The sequence below is a fragment of the Pantoea osteomyelitidis genome (assembly GCF_044342975.1).
Classification (GTDB): Bacteria; Pseudomonadota; Gammaproteobacteria; order Enterobacterales; family Enterobacteriaceae; genus Pantoea; species Pantoea osteomyelitidis.
Map to the genome: position 1 here is coordinate 1634120 of NZ_JBGFSN010000004.1, position 18859 is coordinate 1652978.

General features: G+C 50.8%; 16 protein-coding genes and 1 riboswitch. Of the genes, 8 read left to right on the forward strand and 8 right to left on the reverse strand.

Going from position 1 to position 18859, the window contains the following annotated elements; genetic code table 11:
• Positions 1-62: 62 nt before the first annotated feature.
• Positions 63-743: a GntR family transcriptional regulator gene (locus tag ABU178_RS12760; RefSeq protein WP_397215355.1), complete on the forward strand. Its 681-nt coding sequence runs from the start codon at positions 63-65 to the stop codon at positions 741-743.
• 48 nt (positions 744-791) lie between these two features.
• Here the strand turns inward: ABU178_RS12760 and thiD are convergent, their stop codons facing one another.
• Positions 792-1592, reverse strand: coding sequence for a bifunctional hydroxymethylpyrimidine kinase/phosphomethylpyrimidine kinase (gene thiD / locus ABU178_RS12765; RefSeq protein WP_397215357.1), 801 nt, complete (start codon positions 1590-1592; stop codon positions 792-794).
• Positions 1589-2383, reverse strand: coding sequence for a hydroxyethylthiazole kinase (thiM, locus tag ABU178_RS12770; RefSeq protein ID WP_397215359.1), 795 nt, complete (start codon positions 2381-2383; stop codon positions 1589-1591). Before thiM ends, thiD begins: the two co-directional genes overlap by 4 nt.
• 33 nt (positions 2384-2416) lie before the next feature.
• Positions 2417-2513, reverse strand: a riboswitch (TPP riboswitch).
• A gap of 205 nt (positions 2514-2718) precedes the next feature.
• Here thiM and ABU178_RS12775 point away from each other — a divergent pair.
• From ABU178_RS12775 to ABU178_RS12795, 5 genes are all read left to right on the forward strand, one after another.
• Complete coding sequence (locus tag ABU178_RS12775; protein ID WP_397215360.1) at positions 2719-4179, forward strand: PAAR domain-containing protein; 1461 nt, start codon at positions 2719-2721, stop codon at positions 4177-4179.
• Positions 4169-4576 carry a hypothetical protein gene (locus ABU178_RS12780; RefSeq protein WP_397215362.1) on the forward strand — a complete coding sequence of 136 codons (408 nt, stop codon included), beginning with the start codon at positions 4169-4171 and terminating at the stop codon, positions 4574-4576. The genes ABU178_RS12775 and ABU178_RS12780 overlap by 11 nt, the downstream gene beginning before the upstream one ends.
• Before the next feature lie 306 nt (positions 4577-4882).
• On the forward strand, positions 4883-5902 hold the full coding sequence (locus ABU178_RS12785) for a PAAR domain-containing protein (RefSeq protein WP_397215364.1): 1020 nt from the start codon (positions 4883-4885) through the stop codon (positions 5900-5902).
• Entirely contained in the window at positions 5902-6282 is a 381-nt protein-coding gene (locus ABU178_RS12790; RefSeq protein ID WP_397215366.1) for a hypothetical protein, read from the forward strand. The genes ABU178_RS12785 and ABU178_RS12790 overlap by 1 nt, the downstream gene beginning before the upstream one ends.
• 936 nt (positions 6283-7218) lie before the next feature.
• On the forward strand, positions 7219-7527 hold the full coding sequence (locus ABU178_RS12795; RefSeq protein WP_397215368.1) for a hypothetical protein: 309 nt from the start codon (positions 7219-7221) through the stop codon (positions 7525-7527).
• A gap of 105 nt (positions 7528-7632) precedes the next feature.
• Here ABU178_RS12795 and ABU178_RS12800 read toward each other — a convergent pair whose 3' ends face one another.
• From ABU178_RS12800 to ABU178_RS12810, 3 genes are all read right to left on the reverse strand, one after another.
• Positions 7633-10293, reverse strand: a complete 2661-nt coding sequence (locus tag ABU178_RS12800; protein WP_397215370.1) for a beta-N-acetylhexosaminidase — start codon at positions 10291-10293, stop codon at positions 7633-7635.
• Between the two features lie 50 nt (positions 10294-10343).
• Positions 10344-11741, reverse strand: a complete 1398-nt coding sequence (chiP, locus tag ABU178_RS12805; protein ID WP_397215372.1) for a chitoporin ChiP — start codon at positions 11739-11741, stop codon at positions 10344-10346.
• A 424-nt stretch (positions 11742-12165) separates the two neighbouring features.
• Positions 12166-14091, reverse strand: a complete 1926-nt coding sequence (locus tag ABU178_RS12810) for an acyltransferase family protein (RefSeq protein WP_397215374.1) — start codon at positions 14089-14091, stop codon at positions 12166-12168.
• A gap of 353 nt (positions 14092-14444) precedes the next feature.
• Here ABU178_RS12810 and ABU178_RS12815 point away from each other — a divergent pair, with 353 nt between their 5' ends.
• Positions 14445-15407 carry an AEC family transporter gene (locus ABU178_RS12815; RefSeq protein WP_397215376.1) on the forward strand — a complete coding sequence of 321 codons (963 nt, stop codon included), beginning with the start codon at positions 14445-14447 and terminating at the stop codon, positions 15405-15407.
• Between the two features lie 23 nt (positions 15408-15430).
• Here the strand turns inward: ABU178_RS12815 and ABU178_RS12820 are convergent, their stop codons facing one another.
• The 3 genes from ABU178_RS12820 to ahpC form a co-directional block, all read right to left on the reverse strand.
• A complete protein-coding gene (locus tag ABU178_RS12820) occupies positions 15431-15721 on the reverse strand; it encodes a hypothetical protein (RefSeq protein ID WP_397215377.1) in 291 nt (96 codons plus the stop codon).
• A 253-nt stretch (positions 15722-15974) separates the two neighbouring features.
• Positions 15975-17543, reverse strand: coding sequence for an alkyl hydroperoxide reductase subunit F (gene ahpF, locus ABU178_RS12825; protein ID WP_397215378.1), 1569 nt, complete (start codon positions 17541-17543; stop codon positions 15975-15977).
• A 71-nt stretch (positions 17544-17614) separates the two neighbouring features.
• Positions 17615-18178 (reverse strand): alkyl hydroperoxide reductase subunit C, encoded by a 564-nt coding sequence (gene ahpC / locus ABU178_RS12830; protein ID WP_397215379.1) that lies wholly within the window; start codon positions 18176-18178, stop codon positions 17615-17617.
• A 232-nt stretch (positions 18179-18410) separates the two neighbouring features.
• Here ahpC and ABU178_RS12835 point away from each other — a divergent pair, with 232 nt between their 5' ends.
• The gene (locus tag ABU178_RS12835) at positions 18411-18857 is read left to right on the forward strand and encodes a GNAT family N-acetyltransferase (RefSeq protein ID WP_397215381.1); all 447 of its coding nucleotides are present in this window, start codon (positions 18411-18413) and stop codon (positions 18855-18857) included.
• Positions 18858-18859 lie beyond the last annotated feature (2 nt).

Sequence of the window (18859 nt, forward strand, 5' to 3'; positions counted from 1 at the left end):
GATTAGACTGAATCTTTCCAAATCGGGCTGGCGCAGGCCAGCCGTAATACGGACATTGCCGCATGTCAATCGCCTACACCATTACTACCAGCGAGCCGGTGAACCAGCAGATTTATCGCTATCTGCGTAAAGATATCGTGACCTGTGTGATTAACCCAGGCTCGCTGCTGTCGGAAAAAGAGGTTTCCACGCGGTTTAGCGTGTCCCGCCAACCGGTGCGCGAAGCCTTTATCAAGCTGGCAGAGGCGGGGCTGGTTCAGGTGCTGCCGCAGCGCGGAACCTTTGTGCGAAAAATCTCCGCCCGGCGGGTAGCTGACGGTCGTTTTATCCGTGAAGCGGTTGAAGTGGCAGTTGTGCGCCGCGCCGCGCTGGAGATTCAGCCTGCGGCACTGATGGCGCTGGCGCACAATCTGCAGTTACAGCAACTCTCCGCTGAGCGTCATGACAGCCAGGCCTTTCTCACGCTGGATGATGAATTTCATCGTCTGATTGCCGAGAGCATCAACTGTACGCTGGCGTGGGAAACGGTAGAGAACATCAAGGCCACCATGGATCGCGTGCGCTTTCTGACCCTGAGTGAAGTCTCGCCGCCGGAAAGCCTGATTGAGCAGCATGAAGAGATCTATTCCGCGCTGGAGGCTCATGACGCTGACGCGGCCGAAGCCGCGATGCGTCGCCATTTGCAGGAGATGATTTTCTCGATTACGCCCATCGCCGAACGCAACAGCGAGTGGTTTGAGTAAAGCCGGGCCAGCCAGCACGCAACTCACGGGCCGTCGGCGGTGGCCCCTCTACCACCAGCGGTGAAAATGATGCACCGGCCCGATGCCTTTTCCCACTTCCAGGGTATCCGCCTGCGCCAGCGCTTCCTGCAACCAGGCTTTTGCCTCGGTGATGGTTTCCGCCCAGCCGTGATGGCGCGGTCGCAGCGCCGCCAGCGCCGCCGACAGTGAGCAACCGGTGCCGTGCGTATGGCGGGTGTTTACGCGCGGCGCGCTAAAGCGCTGCTCGCCCTGTGGCGTGACCAGCCAGTCCGGGCTTTCGCTGTCGCTGAGATGGCCGCCCTTCATCAGCACCGCCTGACAGCCCAGCGCCAGCAGCGCCCTTCCCTGTTCAAGCATCTCCGCCTCGGTTTGCGCCACAGAAGTTTCCAGCAGCGCGGCGGCTTCGGGTAAGTTGGGGGTAATCAGCGAAACCTGCGGCAGCAGACGCTCGCGTACGCTGGCCACCGCCTGGGTTGAAAGCAGTGCATCGCCGCTTTTCGCCACCATTACGGTATCAAGTACCACAAACGGAATCTCTGCGCGTTTCAGCTTTTCCGCTACTACCTCTACGATGGCGGTTTCCGACAGCATACCGATCTTGGCGCTGTCGATGCGCACATCATCCAGCACGGAATCGAGCTGTGCGCCGACAAAATCGGGTTCAATGCGATAAACCTGCTGTACGCCGCGGGTGTTTTGCGCCACCAGCGCAGTAATTACGCTGGCGCCGTAAGCGCCGAGGGCGGAAAAGGCTTTCAGATCGGCCTGGATGCCCGCGCCGCCGCTGGGATCGGTACCGGCAATCGTCAGTGCGTTAATGCGTTTCATCGCTCGGCCTCCGGCTCAAGAGTCCACAGCGCATCAAGAAAGGCGGGAACGAAGCTGCCTGGCCCGCTCGCGCGCTGCGTCGCCTGTTCGCCCGCCAGCGCCATGACGCGGCAGGCGCTGGCTACGTTAACCAGCCGATCGCCAGGCAGGCTGGTAAACGCCGCTACCACCGCGGAGAGCGCGCAGCCGGTGCCCACTACCCGCGTCATCAATGCGCTGCCGCCGGTGACGCGCAGGGTGCGCGCACCGTCGGTAACGTAATCGACCTCGCCCGTTACCGCCACGATGCTGTGATATTTTTGTGCCAGCTGCCGTGCCGCCGTCAGGGCCGCCTCTGCCTGGTGCAGGCTGTCGACGCCACGGCCGCCCTGCTCATGTTGCGCCAGCGCCAGAATTTCCGACGCGTTGCCCCGAATCGCTGCCGGTGCGGCATTGAGCAATTGCTGGCAGAAATCGCTGCGCAGCCTGAGCGCGCCCACGGCGACCGGATCGAGCGTCCAGGGGGTGTTGGCCGCAACGGCAGCCGTCACGGCAGTGTGCATGGCGTCGCGTCGCTCGTGCGTCAGGGTGCCGACGTTAATCAACAGCGCATCAGCGATGGCGCTAAACTGCGCGGCCTCTTCAGCATCAATCACCATTGCCGGTGAAGCCTGAAGTGCTAACAGTACATTGGCGGTAAAGGTTTGCACCACATCGTTGGTCATGCAGTGCACCAGCGGCGGCTGGCTGCGAAACAAGTGAAGGGACTGCGCGACATGCGCATCAGAAAGAGGATCAGGTTGATGTGTCATAAAACTCCCAACCGGCGATCAAGAAGGCGAATGCGGTCAGGCATCTGACTTCCCTACGCTGGCATTATCCAGATCAGGTAATACGGGTATTTCTCAGCCTTCACAAAGAAGGGCACCCCGAGTCATTGGTAAAAATTAGCTTACTTTTTGCCAGATTAGGGGAAGGAAGCTGTGGATGCAAGCTCGCCCTTCGGTTATCGCTTCGACCCGCCGAACCATCCCGAAAACACAAAAGATACCAACCGAAATTTAGCTTAAGACTGATATTTTTTGCCCTTATGGATATGTTTTGTACAATGCTGCCGGAAGGATAACCACAATAAGCAGAGGGAATTATGCTTAAAGGTATTGTGTTGTGCCAGGGGGACAAAACCACCTGCGGAGGCAAGATAATCGCTGGATCGGCGCACGGTGTCGCCTTCAATAAACCCCAGGCACAGGAAGGCGATCCTGTTACCTGTGGCAAAGACGGAAAGACATATAAAATTATCGGGGGGATCGCTTTTTATACATCTGGCTCCGAAAATAAACGCATTGCAGGATCGCTTGACAGCTACAGTTCATGTCCCTGTAAGGCTAAATTCTTACCCGCTAATTCATACCCTGTTTATATAAAAGAAGAACCCTCAGGACTCCCTCCTACAGATTTAGCGGCTGCGGCTGCTTTACCCGCCGCACTACTGACCCAAACGAAACCAGAACCCGCACAGCATGCACAGGCTGCGAAGAAAGAACGCCGGTCTGATAAGCGTGAGGGCATTGACGCAGGTTTTGCCGTAATCCCTTATGGTGGTACGACAGAAGCCTGGCAGCGGCTTCTGTTCACTGAAAACCCGCCGGCAGGAGCAAAAGAACTATTCGCCACGCTGAACGGTGCAGGCGAAAGATATAAAGCGGGTTCGATTATGCTTCTGGTTGATCCTGAAAAGCAGGACGACGCGCAGATCGCACATATGAAAGCTGCGAAAGCACGCGTTGATGCGGCGTTAGCCCCCCTCTCTATCAAACAAGCCAACTTTCTCTATAAGTACAAAGACACTATTGAGATGTTCGCTGCTGCTGCCACTACAGCAAATGACGTTGTTGGATATTCAGGGAAGGTAACCGAAGCCGTGAAGGGGTATTTCGAGAAGGTAGAAAAAATCCTTATCGAGATAGAGAAAACCTACAAAAATCAGTACATCACCAACGGCACTCTGATCGGAGAACAATTCTTTATCGAACGTCGACGTTTATTTGGCCAACTTGATAGCGTGCTGAAAATGTTCATGAAGCATCGTTTCATGTTCAACGAGTACACAGACCTGAAAAGCGCCCTTGGCCTGTCCAGCCGTTCAATCACCCATCGCTGGAATGAAACAGGCGTTAGCGATATTGAAGGGTATGCAACCCATATTGAGAAGCTGGCAAAATACGTCAAGTGGATGGAAACCGCCGGAAAGATTGGCATTGGCCTGGCTGCTCTCGATACCGCAGCGAAGATCACCGAAGCCTGCACGGTGGGGCGAGATTGTGCGAAAACTTCGTTTACTTCCATTGGTGAGTTTTCGGGTAGTCTGGTAGGTGGATCTGTGGGAGCTAAGATTATTAGCGCTGGCGCAGCAAATACTGTTTGCGCTCTGGTTCTGGGTGCTGCAACCATAGAGGCGGGAGGAGCCGGAGCGCTGCTTTGCACGCTCAGTGTATCTGGTGGAATTGCATACGGAAGCGATAAGGCTTTTGGCTGGATGGGCCAGACAGGAGGAAATTTTATCGGCGAGCAGTTAGGTCTCTATGAGATTACCAATGATGATTGATTTGAAACTCATTTCAGTCATTGTATGGCTTTTAGCAATGGCGTTTGGATTAGCCAGTATCATAGTTTCCGTTCTGAACAAAAAGCGGTTTATAGAGATTTGCATCCTATACAAAGAAAAATACGGCAGTCTGCCCGACGCCGTATTGCTGTTTGAGAACGTCAATACGCTTTGCGTCAAAATAGCCTACAGCATGAAAGTGCAGTTCATCTATATGCCACTATTGTGGAATCGCAGTTCAATCCTGACCAAAAACGATGACAAAGACTTTATCAGAAGACTTCCTAAAAGGCTTATTGGTCCTTTCTACATCGAGATATATCTGGCTATTGTCAGCCTTATTTTCTTTATCATTGGGGGGCTACTGATGGTAGCGATAGAGCACGGTTGGGTGTGAAAGGCGCTTCACTTGATAGGCTTTACTCCGCAACATAAAGTGGGAGACAGTCTGCGACGCATTACAACCCCAGCGCCGCAGATGCCTGACGTATGCTTGAGCGAAGCCGTCTTAACGGTCAGCTTCGACTTCTTTAAAAACTCCGCTTCGGCAGATTTTTTGCTTTTTGGCTGAAGTAAAAGTTGAATGAATCTGCCCTCACTTAATTACCAATCGCAATGTAGCTTAAGACTGATATTTTTTGCCCTTATGGATATGTTTTGTACAATACTGCCGGAAGGATAACCACAATAAGTAGAGGGAATTATGCTTAAAGGTATTGTGTTGTGCCAGGGGGACAAAACCACCTGCGGAGGCAAGATAATCGCTGGATCGGCGCACGGTGTCGCCTTCAATAAACCCCAGGCAAAGGAAGGCGATCCTGTTACCTGTGGCAAAGACGGAAAGACTTATAAAATTATCGGGGGGATCGCTTTTTATACATCTGGCTCCGAAAATAAACGCATTGCAGGATCGCTTGACAACTACAGCTCATGCCCCTGTAAGGCTAAATTCTTACCCGCTAATTCTTACCCTGTTTATATAAAAGAAGAATCCTCAGCACTCCCTCCTACAATTGCCAACTTCTCCAATATTGCCGATAAAGGGATTGGCCTTGCCGCCGATCCGGTTGGTAAGTACTTTGAGAATATCGAAAAAATCCTTAAAGAGATCCAGGAAACTTATAAAAATACCTACAGGACGCGAGGCGCATTAATCGGTGAACAGTTCTATGTCAGACGCGCGCAGTTATTTAATGAGCTTGATCGGGTACTTAAAGTCGGCTTTCTGAACAAAGCAATGAAGTTTGGTCAATATAGCAAAATAAAAAATGCGCTCGGTTTGTCCACCAGTTCTATCACACATAAATGGAATGAGACAGGGATCGGCGACATTGAAGGTTATGCCGCACACATCGAGCGAGCCGCTAAATATGTGAAGGCAATGCGCTATACGGATTATGTCGGAATAGCGTTTAGTGCTATGCATTCTGTTAATGAAATCAATGAGGCTTGTTCAACCGGCCGGGAAGATGAATGTACTAAGAAAAAATACACTGAGGTTGGCAGTTTTTCTGGCGGAATCGTTGGAGGTATCGCTGGTGGTGCGCTTGGTACAGGTATATGTACTTTAGTTTTTGGTTTTGCAACAATAGAAGTTGCTGGCGCTGGCGCATTGGTTTGTGGTGTATTACTTGGTTCTGGTGGTGGCTTTATAGGCGGAGAGTATTTATCATCGAAAGGTGAAACTTTGGGCGAATCAATATATGAGACAGTGGGTGAATAATGAATATTGTACCTGCTACGTTTACATTCCTGTGCATAATATTCGGATTTATTTCCATTGGATATTCAGAGTTAAAAAACAAACAGCATATCAAGTTGTGTGATGCTTTTCATGATAGATTTGGATATCTGCCAGCAGGAATAATCCTTGCTCAGGCGGGAGGGATTTTTTTAACTTTTCAAAAGGATTTCTATTTCTTTTTCCCGCTTATTGTAAAAAAAGGAAGCTTTATAGTTAGAGACATGAAATCAGAGCATTATGATTTTTTTAGAAGTTTACCTGATGAAATGACATCATGGTTAAAAGTTAAATTTACGCTATTCCTGATAACTATCGTGTTCTTTTTCACAACTATCGCAACATCTTATTTTTTTAAATAAACATGATAAACACTGAGCCAAATATTTTTATTTGGCTTTTTTAGCCTCACCGTTTGTTCCCGGTCTTTTCATCAATCACATAACAGCCCCTGGAAATCGTGAATGTATGCAAATAACGCTTAGTACTCCCGCCACTTTTCTCATGTCCAGGTGTCTGTGGCAAATGAAAAACATTGTTTACCCATCCAGCTATTGCAGCAGAGCTGACCAGCGGATTCCGCGCAATCTTGAGTCCTGACACGATCAGATTTGATAAATACGGATCAAACATTGGGATCGGCGTTGTTGATGATTGAACAACAGGGATCTGCGGGAGGATATTTATCATCAAAACTGACGTTTCACGATAACTGACAGTAAGAAGTGATCGCCTGTACATCGAACCATTTCAAAGCCGGATTTGCAGATAGTCGTTGCCGTTGCTTTGAAAAATATATGGAAGAGTTCTGTACCCTTCCCTTTAGCCACGTCTTTTTTGTACCCCAAATGCATTATGCACAAACAGAAAGAGAGTCAATTTTATGATGAGTAATGCACATCCCGGCTCCCTACGCTGACATTATCCAGAGCAAGTTAACGGGTGTTTCTCAGCCGCCAACCGCACCCCGCTTCGGTAAATAGCTCAATATTGATTGCAAATCTTGTCATGCTCCAAACTGTGCTGGCGCAACTATGATGCTGTGATAAATTCTTTTGTTTTTGATGAAGCACAGGAATTATTTATCTTTTTTATCAATAAGTTAAAAGGTAATGAAATATCTACGACGGATGATTTAGATCAACATCTGCTGACTATGAAAAAGGCGTAATGCAGTTCGTACAAGAAAGTAAGCGCGATTTACAGCCTCTCTCTGGCATCGCAAAGCGCGCCTTTGCGCTGGCGTAGGCGCGTCTTAACCACGGCATTTATAGCCCTCAACCTGGTCAGGTAAACCAATGTATTCTCCGCTTCGTATTAGCAATGTATCACTTCCGGATATTAAGAAAGGTACAACGCGCCGCACACCTCACCTTTTTTTAATGAAAATAAGCCGTATAGTTCGCGTTATACGTCAGTTAACTCTTATTCCTCATGGCCACTTTTTTATTATTCAGCGGTTGATTCATCAGGGTGCAGTGGCACCAAATCAACGGGTCTATGATTCAACCTATATTTACGCCGTTTGCCGCTGCGGGAGCGAACTGCACAAGGTTTTTTATGGTCAGATCCTGACGGAGAAGCAGGCGCGCCGTTGGTTAAAATGACAATACTGGCGAGACGTACTCTTGTTCCGCAGGCATACAAGATCATAAGTTGGCCCCGGCTACCGGTTCCCTGTCGGAAATGCCAGACGCTCGGGGCAATCAGGGTCAAAGCCGTTCGCTGCGGCTGTAGCGTTTCCCGTCGGGACTGACGGCGCGCACCATTACGTCGGCAGGAACCTGCGGTTTGGCCGCACGATTATAGCGCTGCCAGCTTGCGCCTCCGTCCACGCTGTACTCCAGCGGCAGCCCCGGCAGCGCGACGTTCATCTCCAGCACGCCATCAACAAGCTGCGCGCCCGGCACCGGCAGGCGATATCCGATACCGGCCTTGTCCAGTTTTGCCAGCTCACGCTGACCGGTAAGATTGGCGAAACGCGTCCAGTCGTGGTTCAACTTTTCCCGATCGACATAATGGGTTTTGCCACCGCTGAATTCCCGACCGGCCTGATAATCCAGCTCCCAGTCCGCACGATGCCAGGCTCGCTCAGCGGCGGCCAGCAGCCGTGGATAAATCATATATTCCATATTTTCGTCAGTGCGTACGGTTTCGCTCCACAGCTGAGCCGAAAGCCCCCAGGCACCTGACCAGGGCTTATCTGATTTCGCCGTAAAGGCCTTTCCGTCGCGATCCACCGAAGTTTCCGCATTTTGCGGCAGGTTATCCGGCGCGAAGCTGAATATTTTGCGTTCATCGCTAAAGCGGGTGCCCCAGTAGTAACCGCGTTCCAGCGGATTGACCTCGGCGGGGAAATCCAGATAGAGGTAGTCCGGGCTGGAAATCACTACCTCATAGCCTTTCTGGCTCCAGTCGCTGGCGCTGTCGTAGCCGCCCCAGTACAACGTGTCCCAAAAGTTAACCGCCACGCGCGGCGTAGCAAAAGCCTGCGCATCGCGGACATCTTTCAAACCATCCTGCCACGCCTGCATACGGCCGATGCCGTGCTTCTGCACAATCTTGCTCACCTCCAGCGCAAAGCTGCCCGGCAGATGATCCAGATCCTGCACCTCACCCGCGCGGACTTTGCTCTGACATGCCTGCGATTTTGCCCAGGGCTTATCCTCGCGGCTTCTGTCGAGGAGTCCTTTCCCCGGCTCCGGATTTTGCCTGTCGGTATAGCCCGCGCCAAGATAAATATTTTTCGCTTCGTCGCCGCCGAAATGCCAGCTGGATAAGGGTTGCCCTGCCTCGCGGTGCATCGCCTGTATTTCGCTGATGACTTTCTCCACAAAGCGTTTCGATGAGTCCAGACAAGGATTCAGATAGCTGGTGCGGTCATAGAGCTGCACCGAGGTGGTTTCAGACGTATCGGTGGGATCCACCAGACGATACTCGCTGGCCTGCCCGGCTTGCCCCGCTTTGCTCAGCCGATGATAGCGCGCTTCCATAGCGATCACTGCGGCTCGCGCATGAGCAGGCATGTCGATTTCCGGGATCACTTCAATATTGCGCGCCCCGGCATATTTCACGATTTCAATGTAATCTGCCCGACTGAAATGCCCGCTGCCGTTGTTGTCGCTGAATGGCCCGGAACCCAACTGCGGCAACAGGCACTGCTGCTCGCTGAGATCATGGCAGCGTCTGCCGCCCACCGCCGTAAGCTCAGGCAGGCCGGGGATCTCAATGCGCCAGCCTTCATCATCGGTTAAATGAAAATGGAACTTATTCATTTTCCACGCGGCCATCTGATCCAGCATACGCAGCACCGCCTGTTTGCTGTGAAAATTTCGCGCCACGTCGAGAAACGCGCCGCGATAAGCAAAGCGCGGCGCATCCTGCGCTTCCAGCGTGGCGATTATGGGTTTGCCTTCAGCCGGTATCAGCGACAGGAGCGACATCAAGCCATAAAAAATGCCCGTCTCATCGTAGCCGGTAACCTCTGCACCCGCTTTACCGATCTTAAGCTGATACGCACCGGAAACCGCCTCTTTATCGCTAAAGCGTGTTTTGTCGGCTGCGGTGTGAATCGGGTATCCGGCTGTATTTTGCTTGATCCCCATCAACGAGAAACGATCCACAACCGCGCGGGCGTGATCGCTGCTCAGCGCAGCGAAATCGAAACGGATACCCTGACTCAGATCCACATCATTCGCGCCGATCCTGACAGAAAGCGGCGTCGGCAGGATCTGACCGCGCAGCGATGCGGCAGGCAACAGCTTCACGTCGCTGTTTTTGCTATAGCGGCTGGCGGGCAGCATCAGCACATTCTGGTCATCTGCCGTGCGCTTCCACTGTTCGCCAAACGGCTGCACAAAGGCAGTCAAATCTTCCCGATCGGTACTTTTGATGATTTTCGGCGCGGCCGCGCCTGCCGTGACGTACCAGCGCGGCATCACGTCGGTGATAAACAGCTGCCAGTATTCATTGATGATGGGAATCTCAACCGACTCGCCCGCGGCGAAACCGTTGAATTTGTCGGTTGGCTCAAGCCTGGTAAGATCCCCGGTGATGTGAGTGATTTTGAACTGGTCGCTCTCTGCCCGCAGCGTTTTATGCACGTTGCTCATGTAAATCGCCCAGTTTTTGCTCTGCAACGCAGGCCCGTTATTGATTAGTATCAGGATAGCGCGGTTGCAGGCCGCCCAGTCTGCGCCGAGTGCCGCGCAATCAACCCCATGCTGCGATGCCAGGTTGTCGGTCACCTGATAACGCACCCCGAATTCGCTGATTCTGTCGACAACCTGCGCATCGGAAAGCGCTGAAACAGCGCTCCAGGCTGATAAGCTGGTTAAGCCCATAGCAATCGCGGTAATTTTCATTCCTTTCATTTTTTACGTCCTGTTATGCCGGTAATGTGCGGGAAATTTTCTGCTGGCCGTTAAAAAAGAGTAAAAGGCGCCACAACCATAAATTTCACATCCTTTTCATCCTGAAAAATATTGTTGTATCCGCCGCTGTAGCTCGGAATCGTGGAGTGGTTGTCGTATTGGGTGTAGTGCAGCTGGAAGCGCGTATCTTTGGCCCTGCCCGCCAGGATGGTATAGAGCAGGTCCAGACTCCAGGCGGATTCTTTCAGGCGCTGAGACTGATCAACCCGCGCGCGCGTGGCAGGTTTTGCATCCCAGCCCCAGGCGTAAGAGGCGCCGACCTTCCAGCCAGGCAATTGCCATCGCTCCAGATCGACCATCACACCGGCAAACAGCGCTTTTTCACCGTTGGCGTTCCAGTCGGATCGTGCATCCCACCAGAGATCGAGGCGACCATTCGAGGTGGCATAGCCAGGCGTCATGCGCTGTAAAAAGAAACCCTGATTGCCTTCGGCTTTTACCCAGCTTCCTTCCAGGCGAAAGTCAAACGGGCCGGCGCTGTAACCGAAGGTCAACGCCTGTAGCCAGGCGAGCCCGTCATAAACGTCATTCAGATTCCCGGCGCCGCCGCTCTCCCTGTCTTTTGCCCCATAAAACTGATAGCTGCTGCGCAACGGGTTGCCTGCCAGCGGGAATGCCCAGGAAGCTTTGGCGAAGTATTGATCCATATAACCTGCGGCCTGGCCCCAGGCGGCTTCCAACACCAGATCGTTTTTGAAATCGTACTTTGCGCCGAGGGAGTGCAGATAACTGAGGTGGGTTTTGCCGTCCGCTTTGCGGAAGTGATACATGTTGCGATACCAGGGCGCTTTGTATTCATCGCTCCACATCCAGGAGAGCGAAAAAACGCCTTTCTCTGCGAAATCATAAACCGCCCCGGCTTCTGCTCCGCGATAGCTGCCGGGCAAAAAACTCCAGTGAGGCGCTAACAACGTTTGCCCGCTGGGTTGCAGATAACCTGCGCGCAGCCAGTAATCATCCCACTTGAGCTTGATGGCGGCTTTGTAGAGGCTGGCGCCGCTTCGATCGCCGCGCCAGTTCTCACCCCAACGCGTTTTGGCATCGCTGAAGCCAATTTCGTTCGGGGCCGCCGGGCCGCTGTTGCTCATCTCCAACGCGCCGAATGCCGCGAGATCCACGCCTGCGAATTCATTAACGTAGCCTGAACTGTAATCGAGGCTGGCATTAAAGGTCGCATGATGCAGGTTGGCGCGATACTGGCCGTAGCCATCGCTCTCCGGATGCAGATCTTTGCGATCGCGAATACGCTGCAAATAGTAAATGTCGCCTTTCAGCGTGGAGTCGTCGATAAAACCGGCGGCATGGCCGGAAGAGAAGATGAAAAATTCGCCGATAAGGCTGGCACCGATCACGGCTGACACGTACTGTGCTATCCATTTTGTACGCATAGGCTGTTTCTCCCTGAATATAGCCTGGTAACAAAATCAGCATCTAAACATATTGCTGATAAGCTCAATCGGGGTGCAGCCTATTTTTCTCTGCACGAATTATCAATGATTAAACATATAAACTATGACATAGCGCGCAGAAAAACCTTATTAATTAAAGCTCTAATTGATTATCGTAACTTACCTCAAGCACATGATAAATAAAGTAAAAAATAGAAAATAATTTATGAAACCCAACCAGGAATTATGTAAGTTAATCTGTTAGCCAGATTTATCACCTCCTGTAAAATAACATTTTTATAAAAGTTAATTAAATGTAACCACATTATTATAAATTGCTTGCTTAATTTTTTTATTCTGCTTTTACTTCACTGCATATCCGCGATATCGCTAATCGGGATCGCGGATTGAATTTATACGCAGGTTAATTATTCAAAAAGGCGACAAGCTCATCTATGCCGCTATGTGATGAGAAAAACCTTTCCGCTTCAATGGAACCTCTGACACTGATATGCCCCCCATCTAAAGAATAAGGAACATCCTGGTTCGCATACTGACTTTTATCGAACAGAACGTCTCGGGTCAGATAAAGTATATTGGTATGCGACCGGCTCAATTCGCCTAAAATAGTATCGGCATTTTGCATTGCCGCCAGTGTGGTTGCATCCCGATAGGGAGTGATATCAAAATGCTCTTTCTTCCAGGCGCTTCTTTTATACAGCTCGCCAATATTTACGTTGAATTGGTAAGGCTCAGCCATAATGATTATTTTCTTGTCTTGCGCAAGATTAATGATATTTTCAAGTCCCCTGATCGCATCCGGAGTAGCAAAGTTTTTTGACCACGATCCGCCAAGAATAACATAGTCGTAATTTTTAATGTTGTCGGTTACGTAATGTCTGTTAAATAAACATTGGTCATAGGCTCTGGATGTTTTAGGACCAAGAAAATCCTGGCCATCGGACGGATTACACCAGTTCGTCGTAATAGCCTGAATGTCGAGACCGGTTTTTTTGCCCAACTCATTCCATAGCGGAAGATACTGGCCTGCATAAGAATCGCCAAACAGTAATGCTTTTTTACCTGTTTTTTCACCAGCGCCGATATGGCATTTAACACCCTCTTCGCCCACTTTTAATGAAGGCGTGCTGGCAATGGTGTAAAAACACCAACCGTTTTTGGGATTGGGCAGAGCAATATTGTTTATGGCAGCCATATATGAAGCACCACCTCGCCAGGGAAACCCGGATGACTTACGCGTAAAGTCTGATACAGAAATCATTACTGCCAGCGAGACGAAAATGATGCCGACTGAGGTAAGAGGTTTTTTTACCTTCAACCTGGAGAGCAATCGCTTCTCTAAAACAAAATAGCTTAAAAACCCGACAGCAAATGACAGTATGATAGCAAATACAGTATATAATTTTCCGGGTTCGGCCGAGGTGTAATATAAAAAATACCTTATCGGCCAATGCCATAAATAGATTGAATAGGAAGCAAGGCCGATAAGACTGATCCATTTTCCGCTGAACAGAAGTGACGCCTGACGTTCAGCATAGATAATCAGCGCCGCTCCTGTCACGGTAAGTAATGCATAGTAACCCGGCCACGCAATGCTGTCATTAAACAGCACCAATGAGATCAGTAAGGCAAGCACACCGGCATAATAAGGGAGTACGTTTGAATTCTTGCCTGGTGTTCTGAGCTTACACAGGAAAACCACACCTCCCGCCAGCATTTCCCATGCCCGGGTAAAAAGCATATAAAATGCATAAAACTGGTTTCTCTCCGTCATAACAACACAGACTGCGAGCGAAATCAGTAGTAAAGCGGCCAGCGCCAGGGTGATTTTTTTCAGATCCTGTGTGAATTTATATCCGGTCCACAGAAGAAAGGGATAAATCAGATAAAACTGCCATTCGACAGATAACGACCAGGTATGCAGCAGTAAGATTTCCTGGCCAGCCGATGCAAAATAGTCGTTTGCATCCTTAAGCAGGGCATAATTTGATGTAAAAGAAAGCGCTTTTATCGTATATTTTGCATATTCTCTCAGCTCAACCGGAGTCAGAATCAAAAGACTGATACCGTATACGGTCAGGACAAGAAGAACAACAGGAGGAATAATGCGTACACAGCGTGAAGCGAAGAAATTCGTAAAACGGAAATTCTGCGCCGTTAAACCGGAAATGATTATTTTTGTCATCAGGAAACCAGAAATGACAAAGAATATATCTACGCCGATGAAACCCGCTTTAAACAGCGGGACATGAAAGTGATACAGGACAACGAAAATAATGGCATAAGCCCGTAATCCATTAATATCACGCCTGAAATCGTTAATTCTCATTTAATAAAAAATTCCCCAACATTTCAACCCAAGCCTTGTCCAGGATTTAACTAAAATAGTAATACAATGTTATAGTAACCAAATGAAACAATTTAACAGATTAAGATCGACGACAGACATCATCGCAGGAAAGCGGAGCTTTTCTGCTAACAATGTAACATATTGATTTTTCATCACACTATATTACCAGAATGAAAACGTTTTTTGAAAAATAAAAACAAATAGAAGTTGCATAAGCGTAACTTCATATCATGGTTCTAATGAAGATCAAATCGTCACTGGTGGGCTGATACAGAGCAGACAGCCCGACGGAGAAATGTTAACCTGCGATTAAATGACGCTTTCTCAGACCGATGCCCATGTCTCTGTTCGCCACACTTAGCCATCAAATCTATCTTTCTGCGCCGCTGTTTATTCTTATTTTCCTTGGCTTCAGCCTGACGCGCTTTGGCAAATGGCCCGCCAGCATCAGCGAGGGGATGAACCGTTTCGTTTTCAACGTCGCCCTGCCCTGTATGCTATTTCGCGTGATGAGCGACTTCCACAAAAGCCCGCCGGTGGACTTTCGGCTGCTGTTCGCCTTTTTTGGCAGCTGCCTGCTGGTGTTTATTGTTGGCCGCGTGCTGGCGACGCGCCTCTTCCGTCTCGATGGCGTCGCCGGTTCGGTGTTTGCCCTTGGCGGCATATTTTCCAATAACGTGATGCTTGGCATTCCGGTGGCAACAGTGCTGCTCGGGCCAGAGGCGCTGCCTTCGGTGGCGCTGGTGCTGGTATTTAACAGCCTGATCCTCTGGACGCTATTAACCCTGTCGGTTGAATGGTCGAAGCATGGCACCTTTTCCCTGCACGGCATCGGCAGAACCGCACTGAGCGTGTTGCGCAATCCGCTGATTATCGGCATTCTCAGCGGCACCGCCTGGAGCTTTACACAGCTGCCCTTGCCCTCCATTGCAGCCGAGCCATTACGCATGATGGGTTCGGTTGCTGCGCCACTGTCGCTGGTGACGCTCGGCATGAGCCTGGCGCAATATCGTGTGAAAGAGGGGCTGGCGAAAAGTTATACCATCTGCGTGTTAAAGCTGATCCTGCAGCCACTGACGATCTGGGGCATCGCCTGGCTTACCGATCTGCCGCCGCTGGAAAGTAAAGTGGTAGTGTTGCTGGGTTCGATGGCGGTAGGAGTCAATGTCTACCTGATGTCGCAGAAGTTTAACGTGCTGACCGGCCCGGCCGCCTCAAGCATGCTGTTTTCCACGCTGTTTGCCGCGGTGACCACGCCGCTGTGGATGATGTTGATGTCGCTGGCCGGTTATTAAACATAAAAAGTAACCCGATAATCTTATGCGCCCAGCCAGATCCAGCAAAAGAGCAAAAGTAATATTGGCGCGAGCATTTTCTCCAGCCTCACTGACGTTTTCAAAAATATCAGCACCTGAAAGAAAACAATAACGATAAAAATAATAGTGCAAACAATGAAATTATTATCAGCATTATTATTTCTTTCGCCAAGTTTGATCGCAGGATCGGTCCCGCTCATCCAGGTCGGTTCATCGCCTGAAAAAACTCTCAGCAGAACAATACCCGCCAGATAAAGGGCATAGATGAAGATACGCAGCGAGAGTGTCATCATCTTTATCTCAGTAAATCCGTTGCGCGTATGAAATGAATGAATAACGCGCAATCTATCTCAGGCATATTAACTCTCCCTTGTTAAGCCCTCTCCTTGTGATTTTGGTTATTTAGCACAGCGACCAGATACTGGCAACGATCATACAAACCGAACGTGATCGATGCCGGTTTAAATGATCTTAACCGGAAATTTCAGAGATAAAAAAACCCCGGAGCAGAGACTCCAGGGTTATAGCGCGTTAAATAAACTTTATTTATTCAGTGGGTTTGGTACGAATCAGATAATCAAAGGCGCTGAGCGACGCTTTGGCGCCTTCGCCGCTGGCGATGATGATCTGCTTGTACGGTACGGTTGTACAGTCACCCGCAGCAAACACGCCTTTCAGGCTGGTTTCGCACTTGGCGTCAATGATGATTTCACCCATCTTGTTGCGCTCAACCGCCCCTTCCAGCCACGGGGTGTTCGGCAGCAGACCAATCTGTACGAAAATACCGGCAACCGGAACGTCGTGGGTGGTCTGATTAACGCGGTCAACATACTGCAGGCTGGTAACCTTGCTGCCGTCGCCTTTCACTTCGGTAGTTTGCGCGTTCAGAATCACGTCAACGTTACGCAGGCTACGCAATTTATTTTGCAGCACCTGGTCAGCGCGCATTTCGCCAGCGAATTCCAGCAGGGTGACATGTTCAACGATGCCCGCCAGATCGATCGCCGCTTCCACGCCGGAGTTACCGCCGCCGATCACTGCAACGCGTTTGCCTTTGAACAGCGGGCCGTCGCAGTGCGGGCAGTAGGTTACGCCGCGGGTGCGATACTCTTCTTCACCCGGTACGCCCATGTTACGCCAGCGCGCGCCGGTCGCGATGATGATGCTGCGTGATTTCAGTACCGCGCCGGTAGCGGTTTCAATCGCATGCAGGCCGCCTGCTGAGGCTGCCGGGATCAGCTTGATTGCGCTCTGCGCTTCGATCACGTCAACGTTATAGTCGTCTACGTGCGAACGCAGCGCGCCAGCCAGCTTAGAACCTTCCGTTTTCGGTACGGAGATGTAGTTTTCAATATCTACGGTGTCAAGAACCTGACCACCGAAGCGCTCGCCCATCAGGCCGGTACGGATACCTTTACGTGCTGAGTAGATCGCTGCCGCCGCGCCCGCCGGGCCGCTGCCGACAATCAGCACGTCGTAGGCATCGCGCTTGTTCAGCTCTTCCGCCGCACGTTTGTCCGCATTGGTGTCCACTTTACCGACAATTTCCGCCAGGCTCATACGGCCCTGACCAAACTCTTTGCCGTTCAGGTAAACAGCCGGCACGCCCATCACGTTGCGTTCCTGAATCTCATTCTGGAACACGCCGCCATCGATCGCGGTGTGGCTGACGCGGGGGTTAATCACCGCCATCAGGTTCAGCGCCTGCACCACGTCCGGGCAGTTGTGACAGGAGAGCGAATAATAGGTTTCGAAATGGAAGTCGCCTTCCAGCGCGGCAACCTGATCCAGCAGGCTCTGCGCTTCTTTCGAAGGATGACCGCCGGTCTGGAGCAGCGCCAGCACCAGAGAGGTAAATTCGTGGCCCAGCGGTGAACCGGCAAAACGCGGTCCGCTGTTTACGCCAGGGTTGGTGATCAAAAATGAAGGTTTGCGCACCGGACGATCGTTCTCTTCGCGGAAGCTGACTTTGTCAGACAGTCCGGCGATATCGACCAGCAGATCTCTGATTTCTGCAGATTTCGCACTGTCGTCCAGCGTGGCAATCAACTCAACAGGTTTGGTTAATTTCTCAAGATAGGCTTTGAGCTGGGTTTTTAAGTTTGTGTCGAGCATAGTGGATTCCTGGTCAAAAAATCGGGTGCCTTGGCACCCGATGTGAGAATGATCGAATTACCGGTGGAAAATCAGATTTTGCCAACCAGGTCCAGTGACGGAGCCAGGGTTGCTTCACCTTCTTTCCATTTCGCCGGGCACACTTCACCCGGGTGAGAAGCAACATACTGTGCCGCTTTCACTTTGCGCAGCAGGTCAGATGCGTCACGGCCAATACCTTCAGCAGTGATTTCGATCGCCTGGATGATGCCTTCCGGGTCAACGATAAAGGTACCGCGATCGGCCAGGCCTTGATCTTCGCGCATGATTTCGAAGTTACGGGTCAGCGCGCCAGTCGGGTCGCCGATCATCGCGTACTCGATTTTTGCAATGGTATCAGAGCTACCGTGCCAGGCTTTGTGGGTAAAGTGGGTATCGGTAGAAACGGAGTAGATATCTACGCCCAGTTTCTGGAACTCTTCGTAATGGTCAGCCACGTCACCCAGTTCGGTCGGGCAAACAAAGGTGAAGTCAGCCGGGTAGAAGAAGAAAACACTCCATTTACCTTCAACGTCTTTCTCGGTTACGTCGATAAATTCGCCGTTTTTGAACGCGGCGTTTTTAAACGGTTTGATTTTGGTGTTGATAATTGACATTCAGATGGCCTCCGTTAAAAGATGTGATGCACGTTACAGAATTTCCGGGCCAACTTCTAATACGCATTCATTATCAAATGTATAAATGAAAGCTATCAAACGGCGATAGACGCGTCCTGCTGCCCCGGTCGTGGGCATTCTACACAACATAAACAAGGATTTAATGCGATTTATCAAAACCAGGCAGAACTGCTAATTTTGTAATGTCCCCCTTTTTGCCGGAGCTTCCTTTATGCACATTCGTCCTTTCAACGAAGCGGATCGTCCTTTTCTTCGTACGCTGTTTCTGGCGTCTCGTCGCGCTAACTGGCACTGGCTGGATGGCAACCACTGGCAGCTGGAGGATTTCGACAGCGTGATTCTGGGGGAAACGGTGCTGGTTGCCGAAAAAGCGGGTCATCGCGTCGGCTTTGCCGGGCTGCTGGAAAACGATAATTTCCTGCACAGCCTTTATATCGATCCCGACTGGCAGGGCCAGGGCATCGGTAGCGCCCTGCTGGAAAAGGTTCAGCAGCGCTTTACCGGCACCGGCGCGCTTAAGTGCCTGTTAAAAAACACAGCGGCTCAGGCCTTTTATGAGAAACATGGCTGGCAGCGGGTCGCGCAGGGAGAGAGCGAGCAGGGAGAATATTTACTGATGCATTTCCCGCTGGCGCAACGCCGCACCAGCGGGAAATAAGG

Coding starts and splice junctions, on each gene's coding strand:
- ABU178_RS12815 (WP_397215376.1), top strand. CDS start 14,445: ATGCCCATGTCTCTGTTCGCCACACTTAGCCATCAAATCTATCTTTCT.
- ABU178_RS12795 (WP_397215368.1), top strand. CDS start 7,219: ATGTATTCTCCGCTTCGTATTAGCAATGTATCACTTCCGGATATTAAG.
- ABU178_RS12820 (WP_397215377.1), bottom strand. CDS start 15,721: ATGATGACACTCTCGCTGCGTATCTTCATCTATGCCCTTTATCTGGCG.
- ABU178_RS12760 (WP_397215355.1), top strand. CDS start 63: ATGTCAATCGCCTACACCATTACTACCAGCGAGCCGGTGAACCAGCAG.
- ABU178_RS12790 (WP_397215366.1), top strand. CDS start 5,902: ATGAATATTGTACCTGCTACGTTTACATTCCTGTGCATAATATTCGGA.
- ABU178_RS12800 (WP_397215370.1), bottom strand. CDS start 10,293: ATGAAAGGAATGAAAATTACCGCGATTGCTATGGGCTTAACCAGCTTA.
- ahpC (WP_397215379.1), bottom strand. CDS start 18,178: ATGTCAATTATCAACACCAAAATCAAACCGTTTAAAAACGCCGCGTTC.
- ABU178_RS12835 (WP_397215381.1), top strand. CDS start 18,411: ATGCACATTCGTCCTTTCAACGAAGCGGATCGTCCTTTTCTTCGTACG.
- ABU178_RS12785 (WP_397215364.1), top strand. CDS start 4,883: ATGCTTAAAGGTATTGTGTTGTGCCAGGGGGACAAAACCACCTGCGGA.
- chiP (WP_397215372.1), bottom strand. CDS start 11,741: ATGCGTACAAAATGGATAGCACAGTACGTGTCAGCCGTGATCGGTGCC.
- ABU178_RS12780 (WP_397215362.1), top strand. CDS start 4,169: ATGATGATTGATTTGAAACTCATTTCAGTCATTGTATGGCTTTTAGCA.
- ABU178_RS12775 (WP_397215360.1), top strand. CDS start 2,719: ATGCTTAAAGGTATTGTGTTGTGCCAGGGGGACAAAACCACCTGCGGA.
- thiD (WP_397215357.1), bottom strand. CDS start 1,592: ATGAAACGCATTAACGCACTGACGATTGCCGGTACCGATCCCAGCGGC.
- ABU178_RS12810 (WP_397215374.1), bottom strand. CDS start 14,091: ATGAGAATTAACGATTTCAGGCGTGATATTAATGGATTACGGGCTTAT.
- ahpF (WP_397215378.1), bottom strand. CDS start 17,543: ATGCTCGACACAAACTTAAAAACCCAGCTCAAAGCCTATCTTGAGAAA.
- thiM (WP_397215359.1), bottom strand. CDS start 2,383: ATGACACATCAACCTGATCCTCTTTCTGATGCGCATGTCGCGCAGTCC.